The sequence below is a fragment of the Nostoc sp. genome (assembly GCF_036918245.1).
Taxonomy (GTDB): Bacteria; Cyanobacteriota; Cyanobacteriia; order Cyanobacteriales; family Nostocaceae; genus Nostoc.
Genome location: NZ_JBALEF010000086.1, coordinates 25,860 through 39,466, shown reverse-complemented (window position 1 = coordinate 39,466; position 13,607 = coordinate 25,860). Strand labels below are relative to the sequence as shown.

The following is a 13,607-nucleotide window of genomic DNA, read 5'->3' as shown; positions in this document are numbered from 1 at the left end:
AATTCGTAGTTCTTGGTAGCGAACTTGTTCGTCTGACTTCTCACAGGATATAATACCAACCCTCTGTGCGAACTTCTCCCTTTTTAGGTTTTGAATTTTTGCCTAAATTTTGTCAGGAACCTTTCTTCGGCATTAAGGTTTGGTACTTTTTCGAACATCTATAAGTTCGATTTACCTGGATAAATACTAACACAGATGTGGCGATCGCTAAGAAAATTGTTGAAATTTCAGGAGGTAGGATTACTTCAGATTCACAAATAGCTATAGATATTACTTTTTTATTTACCTGGTCTAACTAACCTGATAGGTAAAACTGTTCAAGCTTATGGTACACGATAATGGGATGCAACTCTCACCAATGACTGACGACGGTGGCTTGTTCACTCATCTACAATTGTTTTAAGCTTGTTAAAGTATTTTATTTTACTTTATATCAGCTGTATCTGCTTGTTAATTACTAATTTTTTGCCGGACATTGGTCATTTGCTAGAAGTTTAGTTATCAGAGTCTGGTAAATTAACCAGATTGGAGATACAACAGACTGAATTCAACCCAAGGAAAGACCAGAAAGAGCGAGCAACATACTAATAATGGAGGATAACGAAGTTGATGTGATGAATGTCAAGCAGGCATTGTGGATATTATGCAAAATATCTTAATCAATCAAATTACAGGTTTTAGATATCCGAAAATCTTATATTCTTTAGTTGGATAATCTGAAAAAGATAAATACTATACATTCAACCTATGTTTGGCGGCGAAATTAAAAACCGATGGAAGAGACGCTGAAAATTTTGGTTGTAGACGATGACGAAGTAGAGCGGATAGCAATCCGTTCTGCTCTAACTACAGCAGGTGTTCAGATGGAACTGTCTGAAGTAGGCAATGGTAATGATGCGTTCTCTGTCTTAAGCATTACTGCTTACGATTGTGTTTTCCTCGACTATTGCTTACCAGATCGGGATGCACTAACCTTGATTCAACAGCTACGTTCTTCGGAAATTAAAGTTCCTTTAGTAGTCTTAACTGGTCAAGGAGATGAACAAATTACTCTCCAATTATTAAAAGCTGGTGCTACAGACTATCTCTCTAAGTCTAGAATATCCCCAGAAACTTTGTCGCAGGTTTTGCGAAATGTGATTCGGATTTATCGGGCGGAAATGCAGGTAGATTTGGCAAACCAGCAGCTCAGAGAAACTCATGAACAACTCATTTGTCAGAACCAAGAATTGGAGAGACAACAGCAACAGATTCAAATGCAAAACTTCAAGCTATTGGAGGCATCACGTCTAAAATCACTTTTTTTGGCAACTATTTCCCATGAACTTAGAACGCCGATGAATGCGATTATTGGTTTTTCGCAAATACTGCTGCGTCCTAAGTTCGGTCAACTAACGCACCAGCAAGCAGATATGGTTGAGCGCATTTTTAATAATGGGAAGCATTTACTGATGCTACTCAATGAAGTTCTCGACTTTTCCAAGCTGGAGGGAGGAGGATTAGATTTAAAGGCAGAAATATTTGATGTATCAAAGGTAATCAATCTTGTTGTCAGTGAAATGCGTTCCCTAGCTGAGGCTAAAAATCTTTCATTGTTAGTACAAACTGATTTACAAAATTCTTTGGTATTTAACGATCCGGTTCGTGTCAAACAGATTTTGATTAACCTGCTTTCCAACGCCATTAAATTCACAGAGTCTGGTGAAATCTGGGTTGAGGTTAAGGAACTATCGGCAAATCGAGTAGTAATTATCGTTCAAGATACAGGTATTGGCATAGCCCCCAGAGATTTTAAACATATTTTTGAAGCATTTAGGCAAGTCGATCAAACTATCACTCGCAAATATCCAGGTACAGGTCTGGGTTTGGCAATTGTAGATACGCTAGTGCGAATGATGGGCGGTAAAATATTTCTTGAGAGTAAATTGGAGGTTGGTTCAAAGTTTAAAATTGAATTGCCACGTCAAATTACATTACCGACTGTAGCAGCCAATGCTCCAACTTCACAGTTAGATAACGACAATTTGTTTTGCCCTGCTAAAAATCCTCATCAGTCATCTTCTCAAGCCAGGAAAGCACCAATAGAATATCCTAAATTTAAAAATTACTTCCAAAAAAACTGATAAAAATTTATAAATAATGTCTGTAGTTGAAAATAATAAAATTTATCGTATCTTAGCAGTTGACGATACTCAAGATAATCTCATTTTGGTTCAAGCAATTTTAGAAAGTGAGGGGTATGAAATTGATTTGGCTTCAGATGGAATAAAGGCTTTACGGCAAATTGAGCAATCTCCACCCGATCTGATTCTGTTAGATGTAATGATGCCAGGGATAGATGGCTATGAAGTCACACGTCGGGTTCGGAAGAACCCTGCAATCTCTTATATTCCAATTCTGTTGATTACTGCCTTTCACCAATCCAGCGTTGTCGAAGGTTTGGATGCTGGTGCTGACGATTTTATTCGTAAACCATTTGATACTGATGAACTACTGGCAAGAGTGCGATCGCTATTACGTCTCAAGCACAGTCTGGACGAACAACAAAAAATGGCCCGCCAACGGGAAGATTTTGTTTCCCGTCTGACTCATGACTTGCGAACTCCCCTAGTAGCCGCCGATCGCATGTTGAATTTGTTTGAAATGGAAACATTCTGCAAAATTTCGCCGGAAATGAAACAGGCGATCGCAGTAATGATTCGCAGTAACCAAAATTTGACGGAAATGGTGAACACCCTGTTAGAAGTCTATCGCTTCGAAGCAGGTAAAAAAACGTTGAATTGGGAGGAATGCGATTTATGTGAGATATCTCAAGAAGTAGTCAGCGAACTAAGTCCTCTAACTAGTGAAAAAGGCTTGAGTCTGGAAATTGATACCCGTGAATTAGATCCACTGGGTGAAAACGCTGGTATGATCATGGGCGATCGTTTAGAATTACGGCGAGTGTTAAACAACCTGATTGCAAACGCCATCAAATTTACAGATACAGGAGGCATAACAATCCGCATTTATGAAACATCATCTAATCCAGGAGATCCAGATTCGGTAATAATTGAGGTACAAGATACAGGATATGGGATTGCGCCAGAAGATCAGGCAACAATTTTCGAGCGATTTCGCCAAGGCAGAAATAAACGCTCAGGTAGTGGCTTAGGACTACATCTATCCCATCGCATTGTAGAAGGGCACGCAGGAACTATCAAGGTCGCTTCTGAACTAGGTAAAGGTAGTTTATTTACTGTGCAACTACCTAAAAGCACTTAAGTTATTCTCCTTCACCACCGATTATTTTGCGGATATCTCTCAAGAATATTACATTTAATTTTTGATGTGTTTTTATGCCCCCAACAAAAATTAAATTAGCTTAAATTATATGGATTAATTACAGTACCATTTAAAGGTTAATTCAATCAGAATATTGCCGGATAATTTGGCTATTCTAATATTTGTATACTCCCAACGACAGATGTATTGATAGACTGAGATAACTAAATCTATTTTTGTATCATTCTATAGATAGTAGAAATAACTATTTTACAAAGTTATTATTCAACCTATTAATGCCTAAAAAACGTGTATGCACCCTGGAATCATAACCCAGGGTCTTTTTTATAAAAACTTAGATAATCATCGTTTTTTGATCATTGACTACTGTCCATGTCCACCCTCAACTCTTAATAGGGTGGACATGGACAGCGGTTAAAAAGGATTATAGAGTAAACTAAAATACAGACCGTTTTCTTGTAATGTTCTCTCATTTGAGTTAACAGATACTAAAGGAATACCCCAGTCAAGACGAACGGTGAAGCGATCGCCCTGTGACCAACGCAACCCCAGACCAACAGCAGCTAGAGTATTAGGGTCAGGATTCTCTCTACCAGAACTATTCCACCCAACACCAAAATCTACAAACGGGACAACCTGTAACGTACTATCTATCTGGGGTAAGCGCAGAATTGGTACTTGAACTTCCGCAGAAACAAAAGTACCATTATCCGTCAGCAGATAATCTTGACGGTAGCCGCGAATGCTATCCTGCCCACCTAAGCCAAATTGCTCTATAGGTAAAAGTGTTCTAGATGCAAGTTGCGTATTTAAACGAAGTAATAGTAAGGTTTCAGGAGCTAAAAGGCGTGCCCACTGTGCTTGCCCTTGCCAAGCAAAAAAACGGCTATCGGGAGCATCTTGATTAACTGTGGCATCCAACACATCTATGCCCAAACTGAATTGAGAGCGTAGGGCGATGACTTCACGACTGTTACGACTCGTCCATTCTTGAAAAAATCGCAACGCCGATACCCTAGTGCGTCCCTCATCATCAGCACCAGGTGAAAGTTCAGAGGCGGGAACCCCAAATTCTCTCTGTAGTCTCGACGAGATATCACTTTCGCGTCGGGAAGCTGTTAACCCAAGAGTGAATTCTCGTGTAGGAGTTTGGATTATTGGCTGGCGGAATGTCAGTTCGTAGTAGCGAGAAGCCGATTCGATATCTAGAAAGTCGAAAGGAGGCTCAATAACATTACTCGACGTAACACCATAGTTTAAGCTAAGAGTTCCATTGCGGGGATTGAGAGGCAATGTGTAGCTCGCGTCAAAGGAGTTGCTACCATCAGTGTTCGTGTAGCCTAGATTCAGATTATCTCCCAATCCGAGTAAGTTGGCTTCATTCAATCGTAATCCGCGTCGAAAACTGCCAACACTGGGCGATCGCCCATTATCAAGAACTATTTGGCCGCTAAAGGTTTTTGCCTCACTGACTTTAACTTCCAAAAGACTCGTACCCGTCCGCGATCCTGCTGAGAGTTCAGCAGTCACGTTTTGAATCAAAGGATTAAGTTGTAAAAGTTGCAGGGCTTCTAATAGACGCTGACGATTGAGAGGCGGTGATGTCGCGATTGCTAGTCGGCTACGGACATAATTCGGATTCAGCCGCCGAGTACCAGTTACCTGGATATCTTCTAATTTACCTTCGACCACCTGAATTTTGAGAACACCGGATTGGATTGTTTGAGGTGGAATATAGGCACCAGAAGTAATGTAACCATTTTTGACATATAAATCAGTGATTTTAGAACGTGCTTGATAAACTTCGGTCAGTGAGATCGGTCGTTTGGTAAATTCAGCAGTGGCTTTGGCTAATTCTTGGGCACTGAAAACTGTGCTACCAACAACTTCAAACCGTTCAACAACAATAGTTTGAGGAAAGTTGCTAGGGAGTGATTCATCAGGTATAGGAGTTGGAGCAGACGGTGAAAATAGTTCTGCTGGTGGGGGGAGTGGCTGTGGCACTTCAGGTGAGGGAAGTGGTGAAGGTGTGGGTGGTTGGATATCCTGTGGTGGTGGAATTCGTTGTGATAGGATGAAATTACTAGTTGGTAATTGTGTAGTATCAACAGCCTGAGCTTTCAGTGGACTTAAAAATGTACTGCTGAGTAATAGAAGCATACTCAGCGGTAAGCAGGACACTATAAGATTTTGAGGGTATTTATCAATCATCGCACTGGACTATTTTTTGTCAGTAACTATGGGATTATAAGGGGACTGCTTCAGATGTGAATCTTACTTCATCTTTTGTCGCTAAAGTTGATATCTTGAGCAAATCTCAATTTAAAAGCTAAATCATCTGGTTATTGCAGACTTAAAAGTATCAATGAGATACAGCAGTTTTCTTTTGCATGAAGTACAAAGCTACGCATTTTGAGGCAGGAGGTAGGAACTCTTTATATCTGATGCGTGAGTCCTGCATTTTATACCTCAGTTACTTGCAAACTCTTGTATCTTGTGAAATCAATTATGCGTTGCCCAAAATCCTTGGTAGGTAAAATTCATGTAGTCGAAGGTTTCCCGTTAGCGTAGCGTCTTTGTTAAGACAAGGGTATTGTGCCTACGTCATTTTCAGTCCTATATCTCATTCTTCACTCCATACCGCTTTCCTTAAACATTCCGATCAATTTACGTTTACGAGCGTGGGTTTGCATCAAGTTTTCCCGATAGTTTAACCAGTCAGCTTTCTTTCCAGATTCCAAGTAGGCATTACGCGCCTTTTTCAACCATTCAACCGCGTAGTAGTAGTATTCGGCTTTACCTGCATCCATAATCTTTTCGGCACGGCGACGAGCATTAGCAATCACCCAACTAGGATTATGAGGGATAGCAGCATCCATAACTCGGTGAATTAACTCTGAACGCTCAGAACTTAGTTCACTAGCGATCGCAATTGCATCATCAATTAGCCCCTCATGCAAGAATATATCCACCTTGGCTGATTCTGTTCCCCAACCACTATAAGTACGGACAATTCTCAGCAGGTCTGTTTTGACACTTCCCCAGTTTTCCCCAGCCAATTCTGCCATCCTTTGGTAGTCCACAAAGGAGGGCTTCACTTGAAAAGCCGCCTTGATTGCTAATAAGGCAGCTTCACTATTACCCAACTCAAGAGCTAAATCACTTGTCCAAATTCCCAATTCGTACTGACAATTACCCGGTAAATTTAATCCACTCTGGGCTATATCTAGTGCTTGCTGTAATGCCCCCCCAACGCTGAGTGTTTTCGCTAGGGCAAAGGCTTCTTCCATTGAGTTCATCTGGGTTTGAGCAGCATCAATTGCTTCTTCCACCCTGCCTAAACGCCCCAACATTGTCAGATATTGCTGAGTTTGCCCTTCCGCTTCTGCTAAATATAGGTATTCTTGATAACGTTCTTGACGTTCGAGAATTTTCAGACGAATTAATGCCAAATCATCAGCATAATCTGGTACATCTTCTTCCCAAGCTCCTCTTTCAGTAATGTTACCTTGGAGAACTTGTACCAGCGGCGGATAATCCCAACCTTGGCGTAAAGCCTCCATAACTAAACCAAAATCAGCATTCCACTCATCCTGCCATGCTTCTAAATTTATTTGAATATCAACTTTTTCTTCTGGAGTAAGTTCGGCGATTAGAATTGCTTCACACCAAGCATTATTTAATTCACCGACAATTTCATCGTTTTCAGCGCCGTATTCGGCAACATCATCCCAATTTTCCGCACAGGTAGAGGTAATCGCTGACAAAATAGCGATCGCATTTTCACCTTCTCCCCGTTCGCTAAAATCAACCGCAGTTTGCACTACACTCAGCAAATCTTCGCCAATCGGGTCTTCTTCGTATCCCTCCTCAAAGTAGCGCACAGTATCCTTGAGAATCTGCCGTACTTGCCGCCGAAACGGAGCCGGATCAAGAGTATTGCGGCGCACGAATTTTATGGTTGTTTGGTTGTCAGCAGGATTCGTCATCCAACTTACATGACGGTCAATCGCCTCAATTAGGGGGGGGTATTCTGCTACCAACTCTTGCAGCAGCCTTTGAGTTTCGATATAATCCAGGCGATTTAGTAGTTCTTCAAGGGTGGGGCGCTGCTCAATATTTTCTGAGTTACGCGCACAAACGAGCATCGTCGCTACAATGTGTTTGCACCACCCTTCATAGTCGTAGGCACAGGTACATTTTACTGAGGTTAAGCCACTGCTATCGAAATTCAGGTTGACATGATAAGGTCTAGCTTCGGTGCCTACAACATCTGCCTGAAGCAGATGACCACGTTGGATAACGGCATTAACAGCACCAGCGTTATAATATGCCTCGCCCCGCTGGAAAGATTTGGCGTTGGCATGACGGCGGATAGTAAATTCACTAATTTGGGGAATAGACATCGAGCGATCGCCTGCGTAAATCTTCTGGATCAATCCTAAATCCAGCTTAGTGTTACGCTAACGCGCTGTAAAGAAAAAGGTGTAGAGAGTTGGGAAGGTGGGGCCCCCTCTGGGGATAAGGGGTAATGGGGAGTCTAGATGAGACTGCAATTTCTATTTATTAACTAGCTCAGAACTGAAATCAGCTTCATTACCCTGTAAATACTCACTTAATTTTTTGTCGCTTTTCTGGGAAAACCAACCCATATAATGAAAATATCCATATTTTCGCCAGAAGTGAGTGAATCATAATTTGAGTTAGCAATACCCAAACCTGAAATCAGTGAACAGTTAACACTAAACAGTCAGGGTAATGTAAGGTGAGGGATTTAAAGTTCAGCGATAAAACTGATAACTGATAACTGTTAAAAGGGTTGCGCTGATTGTCGAGTCAAGTTGAGAATAAATAGGCGAAGCACACGGGGAAACTAACGTGAGTCAAGGATATGATTACGATTTAGTAATTATCGGCGCTGGTGTAGGCGGACATGGCGCAGCCTTACACGCCGTAAGTTGTGGTTTGAAAACAGCAATTATTGAAGCTGCTGATATGGGAGGAACCTGTGTTAATCGGGGCTGTATTCCTTCTAAAGCGCTGCTGGCAGCATCTGGACGTGTGCGGGAGTTACGCAATGCCCACCACCTCAAGTCACTGGGAATTCAAATTGGTAGCGTGGAATTTGATCGCCAAGCGATCGCTAATCATGCTAATGATCTCGTCTCCAAAATTCAAGGCGACTTAACCAACAGCCTCAAACGTCTAAAAGTCGATATCATCAGGGGTTGGGGAAAAATCGCCGGGACGCAAAAAGTCTCTTTTACCGGAGACGGTGGTGAAAAAACCATTACAGCCAAAGACATCATCCTTTCGCCAGGTTCAATTCCTTTTGTGCCTCCAGGAATTGAAGTAGACGGCAAAACTGTCTTTACCAGCGATCAAGGTGTCAAATTAGAGTCGTTACCAGAGTGGGTAGCAATTATTGGCAGTGGTTACATCGGCTTGGAATTTTCTGACATTTACTCAGCTTTGGGTTGTGAAATCACCTTGATTGAAGCCCTAGATCAGTTAATGCCAGGATTTGACCGCGATATTGCCAAACTTGCCGAACGGGTGCTAATTACTCCCCGTGATATTGAAACGAAAGTCGGGATATACGCCAAAAAAGTCATTCCCGGTTCACCTGTGGTGATTGAGTTAGCAGATTTCAAAACCAAGGAAGATGTAGATGTCATCGAAGTAGATGCTTGCTTGGTGGCTACGGGACGCATCCCGGCGACCAAAAATCTTGGTTTAGAGTCAGTGGGTGTGGAACTCGATCGGCGCAATTTTATCCCAGTAGACGATCGCATGGCAGTGCTATCAGCAGGTGAAGTCGTGCCGCATTTGTGGGCAATTGGCGACGCTAATGGGAAGATAATGTTGGCACATGCGGCTTCTGCTCAAGGCATCATCGCGGTAGAAAATATAGTTGGGAGGGAAAGAATAGCAGACTATCGCAGCATCCCCGCAGCGGCATTTACCCATCCAGAAGTCAGTTATGTAGGCTTAACTGAAACAGTAGCTAAGGAGTTGGGACAAACCGAAGGGTTTGAAATCGCCACCAGTAGGAGTTACTTCAAAGGAAATTCCAAAGCGTTGGCAGAAAATGAAGCTGACGGTATTGCCAAGGTGATATATCGCAAAGACACCGGAGAAGTCTTAGGAGTCCACATTTTCGGACTGCACGCCTCAGACTTAATTCATGAAGCGTCAGCAGCGATCGCAAACCGTCAATCTGTCCAAAGTCTCGCACACCTAGTTCACGCCCACCCGACACTTTCGGAAGTCTTGGACGAAGCTTATAAACGAGCGATCGCAATTTAGTCATTTGTTCTTTGTCATTTGTCCTTTGCGGAAAAACAAGGACAAATGACACCGATCAATGACTAATGACCAATGACCAATGATTAATGACTAATGACTAGTTATGCAAATCCGTCGCCGTTCACCTAACCCAGCTATTTCCGTGTCCATATTACGTTATCAGGCTGCCGTACCTGATGCAGCGCCAAACAACATTTTGGAAGAAATTGTCTGGCAGAAAGAAGTAGAAGTTGACCAAATGCGTGAAAGGCTGCCTTTACGGGAATTGCAACATCAGGCACTCTCTGCGCCACCAACCCGTGATTTTGTTGCCGCTTTGCGTCAAGGTAAGACAAAGCCAGCATTGATTGCCGAAGTTAAAAAAGCTTCACCGAGTAAAGGCGTTTTACGAGCAGATTTTGACCCAGTAGCGATCGCCCTGTCTTATCAGCAAGCCAAAGCTAGTTGTCTTTCTGTACTAACAGATGTCAAGTTCTTTCAAGGTAGTTTTGACAATTTAGCCAAAGTTCGGGCTGCTGTAGATTTACCTCTACTGTGTAAAGAGTTTGTCATCTATCCTTACCAGATGTACTTAGCGCGGGTTCAGGGTGCAGATGCTATTTTGTTGATTGCAGCTATCCTGGGCGATCAAGATTTGCAATACTTTCTCAAAATTGCTAACAACCTGAAAATGGCAGCCTTAATTGAAGTCCATAGCTTGGCAGAACTTGACCGTGTGTTAGCCTTAGATGGAGTCTCCTTGATAGGAATTAATAATCGCAATTTGGAAGATTTCTCTGTTGATCTGCAAACTACTTGCCAACTTTTGGCTGCAAGGGGTAGCCAATTGCAGGAGAAAAACATCCTAGTTGTCAGCGAATCAGGACTACACAACCCAGAGGATTTGAGTTTGGTGTTGACAGCAGGTGCATCTGCTGTATTGATTGGAGAATCTTTGGTAAAACAACCAGATCCAGGCGCTGCGATCGCCCGTATATTACCGAGTAATTTTTGAAAGAAACACCCCACCTGCCCTAAAATGTGCAGGGCAACTGCACAAAAGAGTTGAACAATTGGGCACACTATGCGTACACACGCAGCACTTTGCCATCAAATATCATCAATATCTTTGCCAAATCTTCATTGCTAATCAAATCAAAACCATAAGTAACTAGTTATTTAGTATGTAACAATTTATTCACAAGAACAAACTGTGACTAATACAAAATCCCAAATATGAAATCAAAATTTAACTTCATGGAGCAAATTCCTCTACCTTCGCCTATTCACTACGAACTTATACTTCAACTCTTAGAAAGACAAACTATGTTAGCAGTAAATGATAACCCAGATTTACGGCATCAGGTGAATCAGCTAATTATTACTCTCCGTAAAGCTGCTGTACAGCAAAAGCGACTAGAAGAAATTTGCGAGTTTTCCTCTGTAACTATCGATCACCGTTGGTCAATCAACCATCATAACGGTAGCAAAGTTGTTGCCCCCGATTGAAAAAATTCTCATCTTTATAATATTTTAGTTTTGAGAGAGTTCATCTTGATTTAAACAAAACTGTAGATCGGTTAAAATAAAATATTGATGAGATTCTCTCTCGAATTTGACGAAAGATGAAATACAACAGCATTGATGAACTCCTCAGAAATAATCAGGCTTGGGTTGCCGAAAAGCTAGCTATAGATCCAACTTACTTTCAAGAATTATCTAGTGGACAAACACCACCTTTTCTATACATCGGGTGTTCTGATAGTCGTCTAGCATTAACAAAGTTTACCCGTACAGAACCAGGAGAGTTATTTGTACATCGTAATATTGCCAATCAAGTTTCTCTAACGGATATAAACTTTTTAGCTATTTTAGAATACGCAATTTTACACCTAAAAGTGGAACACATTATCGTTTGTGGTCACTACGATTGCGGAGGAATTAAGACAGCTTTGGAAGGGAGAACTATCGGAATTCTTGATAACTGGGTAAATCCGATTCGGGAACTGTATTTAGACAAACAAGAAGAAATCAATGCCTTGCCAACAAGAGAAGAACGTCTGAATCGCTTGGCGGAAATCAATGTTGTGGCGCAAGTAAAAAATCTTTACCAAACTCCCATCATGCGTCAGGTACTCTATGAGCGAAAAGCGCCTATGGTTCATGGCTGGGTACTAGATATACGCACTGGGTTAATCAAAGATTTGAACGTTTCAACTGTGCAATGGCAATTGCATATCTGCCCCTTGCTTCTAGAGTTTAAACTCTATGCCATGTTAAAAACTTAGAGGTTATTCGGTATTTTCCGGCACACAAAAGCTTACATTAATGACTTGATAAATATTATTTTTACAACTTTTATTTAGATATCAGGTTTGATTGGGCAATGTCTATGTATATTTAAAAAATAAAGTAATATTCATAAAGATTTTTGTTTAATTAAAGTTATAAATACAAAATAGTTAATTTCATGAACTTTTTATAGAGGCAATTCATTAATTGCCTCTATAAGAATCACTAACACAGATATTGGTACGCTTAACCTACTTATACAAACAATTATTTCTTAGCAATTATCCATATTGCATGAATAATTCCAGGAATGTAACCAAACAGCGTCAAAAGTATATTAATCCAAAAGTCTATACCAAAACCTACTTGTAAAAAAACTCCCAAAGGCGGCAGGAAAATGGCACACAGAATCCGAACTAAATCCATTTAAACCTCCTATTCATCTCAGAAAATACAGCTTGTTGGCAAACTAATTTACCACTGTTCAAGCATATTTGTACCTCTCAAAGATAACATTCCCTCTCTTAATCTAGATAGCGGTTAAGATACGGTAAACCGCACTTAAGATTAGCCACCGCTAATTTTGGCTTTGTAACCTAGCTTGGTCAAAATCTCGACAATTTTCTGTTTGTGTTCGCCCTGAATTTCAATTTCGTTGTCTTTAAGTGTCCCACCTGTCCCACACTGGGTTTTCAACTGCTTCACCAAATCTGCTAAGGTTTCCGGTTTCGCTTGAAAACCGCTAACGACTGTGACAGTTTTACCTTTGCGTCCTTTGCGGGAAGCTTGTACTTTCAGATTTTGTTGTTGTGGGGGCAGTTCTGGAATTGGTCTTTCTGTGGCGGCGGAGTTGTCGTTGCCGAATTCGCGGTAGACAAAGCTTTTGTCAGAAGATTGAGAATTGGAAGAAGACATAAAATGAATGTTTAAGAAAATTTCAAAGGCAGTGGAAACTTCTACGCAACCATTCTGCTGGAATATCAATTTCTAGGCTAACATTAGACATCTATAGATCATAACCAAACTGACGTAATACTTGAACTAATCCTTGCTTATGTGAAAATATAGATTCAAATGGTTAAACTGATTTACAAAAGTGGGTTGTCTATATCTATAATTAAACATAATCTCACCTAAACCATCTCAAACTCTAATTGATGACTCTTGAGAAAATCATGGGTGAAATGATCCACCATATTTGTATCAGCTAGTTCCAAATTATAAAAATCCACAGCTTCATGGTCAAAATGGGGCCCAGCGTGCCAAGTACCCTCATGTAGCTTGATAAAACAATTCCCCGGAATGCAGAAAGCAGCAATCTCTTCTAATGCTGGTTCATTCACATCATTCTGAGGAGGACAAACTGCAATTAACCAATCCTTCCCTTCCAAAGAACCCAGACATTGAGTGCATTGCACATGGCGAGTAATTTTGTGGAACTTTCGCCCTATCTTCTCCAACCGCATAATATAAAATCGTGGAATCCCGTTTTGCAGGTTTAACTGGGCATCTTCACCATCATAAGTTTTGCCATCAAGACTTGCAAAAATCACCTGTCCATAACGCCGAAAGTTTTCAGAAGTCACCCATTGTACCTGCAATTGTTGCACTGTCTTTGGTGTACTCATATCAAATCATTAAGAGAGATTACTTAGGTTTATTTTCCCCCAGAATGACTGAATTTTATACAGCCATTATGGTGATTTCCTAAGTTTCAATGTCTTAAAATTATGAAAAAATAA

11 protein-coding genes are annotated in these 13,607 nt (G+C 41.0%); 6 read left to right on the top strand and 5 right to left on the bottom strand.

Features of this window, described 5'->3' with window-relative positions:
• The first annotated feature begins 773 nt into the window (after positions 1 to 773).
• On the top strand, positions 774 to 2,123 hold the full coding sequence (locus V7L12_RS24130) for an ATP-binding response regulator (RefSeq protein WP_335088171.1): 1,350 nt from the start codon (positions 774 to 776) through the stop codon (positions 2,121 to 2,123).
• A gap of 16 nt (positions 2,124 to 2,139) precedes the next feature.
• The gene (locus V7L12_RS24125) at positions 2,140 to 3,264 is read left to right on the top strand and encodes a hybrid sensor histidine kinase/response regulator (protein ID WP_335088169.1); all 1,125 of its coding nucleotides are present in this window, start codon (positions 2,140 to 2,142) and stop codon (positions 3,262 to 3,264) included.
• Between the two features lie 435 nt (positions 3,265 to 3,699).
• On the opposite strand, the gene V7L12_RS24120 is transcribed toward V7L12_RS24125, so the two are convergent.
• Together V7L12_RS24120 and V7L12_RS24115 are read right to left on the bottom strand one after the other, a co-directional pair.
• A complete protein-coding gene (locus V7L12_RS24120) occupies positions 3,700 to 5,445 on the bottom strand; it encodes a ShlB/FhaC/HecB family hemolysin secretion/activation protein (RefSeq protein WP_442947917.1) in 1,746 nt (581 codons plus the stop codon).
• A 470-nt stretch (positions 5,446 to 5,915) separates the two neighbouring features.
• Positions 5,916 to 7,691, bottom strand: coding sequence for an SWIM zinc finger family protein (locus V7L12_RS24115; RefSeq protein WP_335088244.1), 1,776 nt, complete (start codon positions 7,689 to 7,691; stop codon positions 5,916 to 5,918).
• Between the two features lie 472 nt (positions 7,692 to 8,163).
• Here V7L12_RS24115 and lpdA point away from each other — a divergent pair, with 472 nt between their 5' ends.
• From lpdA to V7L12_RS24095, 4 genes are all read left to right on the top strand, one after another.
• Entirely contained in the window at positions 8,164 to 9,594 is a 1,431-nt protein-coding gene (lpdA, locus tag V7L12_RS24110) for a dihydrolipoyl dehydrogenase (protein WP_335088166.1), read from the top strand.
• Positions 9,595 to 9,697: 103 nt separating this feature from the next.
• Positions 9,698 to 10,588: an indole-3-glycerol phosphate synthase TrpC gene (gene trpC, locus V7L12_RS24105; protein WP_335088164.1), complete on the top strand. Its 891-nt coding sequence runs from the start codon at positions 9,698 to 9,700 to the stop codon at positions 10,586 to 10,588.
• A gap of 242 nt (positions 10,589 to 10,830) precedes the next feature.
• On the top strand, positions 10,831 to 11,082 hold the full coding sequence (locus tag V7L12_RS24100) for a DUF5340 domain-containing protein (protein WP_104907996.1): 252 nt from the start codon (positions 10,831 to 10,833) through the stop codon (positions 11,080 to 11,082).
• A 116-nt stretch (positions 11,083 to 11,198) separates the two neighbouring features.
• Positions 11,199 to 11,861 (top strand): carbonic anhydrase, encoded by a 663-nt coding sequence (locus V7L12_RS24095; protein WP_335088162.1) that lies wholly within the window; start codon positions 11,199 to 11,201, stop codon positions 11,859 to 11,861.
• 271 nt (positions 11,862 to 12,132) lie between these two features.
• Here V7L12_RS24095 and V7L12_RS24090 read toward each other — a convergent pair whose 3' ends face one another.
• From V7L12_RS24090 to V7L12_RS24080, 3 genes are all read right to left on the bottom strand, one after another.
• Entirely contained in the window at positions 12,133 to 12,291 is a 159-nt protein-coding gene (locus V7L12_RS24090; RefSeq protein ID WP_334863801.1) for a YqaE/Pmp3 family membrane protein, read from the bottom strand.
• Between the two features lie 141 nt (positions 12,292 to 12,432).
• Complete coding sequence (locus tag V7L12_RS24085) at positions 12,433 to 12,780, bottom strand: translation initiation factor (RefSeq protein ID WP_094349804.1); 348 nt, start codon at positions 12,778 to 12,780, stop codon at positions 12,433 to 12,435.
• A gap of 218 nt (positions 12,781 to 12,998) precedes the next feature.
• Entirely contained in the window at positions 12,999 to 13,493 is a 495-nt protein-coding gene (locus tag V7L12_RS24080; protein ID WP_335088159.1) for an ureidoglycolate lyase, read from the bottom strand.
• Between the last annotated feature and the right edge of the window lie 114 nt (positions 13,494 to 13,607).

Bases quoted from the DNA above. Each gene is read 5' to 3' on its own strand.
- V7L12_RS24080 (WP_335088159.1), bottom strand. From the start codon at position 13,493: ATGAGTACACCAAAGACAGTGCAACAATTGCAGGTACAATGGGTGACT.
- V7L12_RS24120 (WP_442947917.1), bottom strand. From the start codon at position 5,445: ATGCTTCTATTACTCAGCAGTACATTTTTAAGTCCACTGAAAGCTCAG.
- V7L12_RS24125 (WP_335088169.1), top strand. From the start codon at position 2,140: ATGTCTGTAGTTGAAAATAATAAAATTTATCGTATCTTAGCAGTTGAC.
- V7L12_RS24115 (WP_335088244.1), bottom strand. From the start codon at position 7,691: ATGTCTATTCCCCAAATTAGTGAATTTACTATCCGCCGTCATGCCAAC.
- trpC (WP_335088164.1), top strand. From the start codon at position 9,698: ATGCAAATCCGTCGCCGTTCACCTAACCCAGCTATTTCCGTGTCCATA.
- V7L12_RS24130 (WP_335088171.1), top strand. From the start codon at position 774: ATGGAAGAGACGCTGAAAATTTTGGTTGTAGACGATGACGAAGTAGAG.
- V7L12_RS24100 (WP_104907996.1), top strand. From the start codon at position 10,831: ATGGAGCAAATTCCTCTACCTTCGCCTATTCACTACGAACTTATACTT.
- V7L12_RS24095 (WP_335088162.1), top strand. From the start codon at position 11,199: ATGAAATACAACAGCATTGATGAACTCCTCAGAAATAATCAGGCTTGG.
- V7L12_RS24085 (WP_094349804.1), bottom strand. From the start codon at position 12,780: ATGTCTTCTTCCAATTCTCAATCTTCTGACAAAAGCTTTGTCTACCGC.
- V7L12_RS24090 (WP_334863801.1), bottom strand. From the start codon at position 12,291: ATGGATTTAGTTCGGATTCTGTGTGCCATTTTCCTGCCGCCTTTGGGA.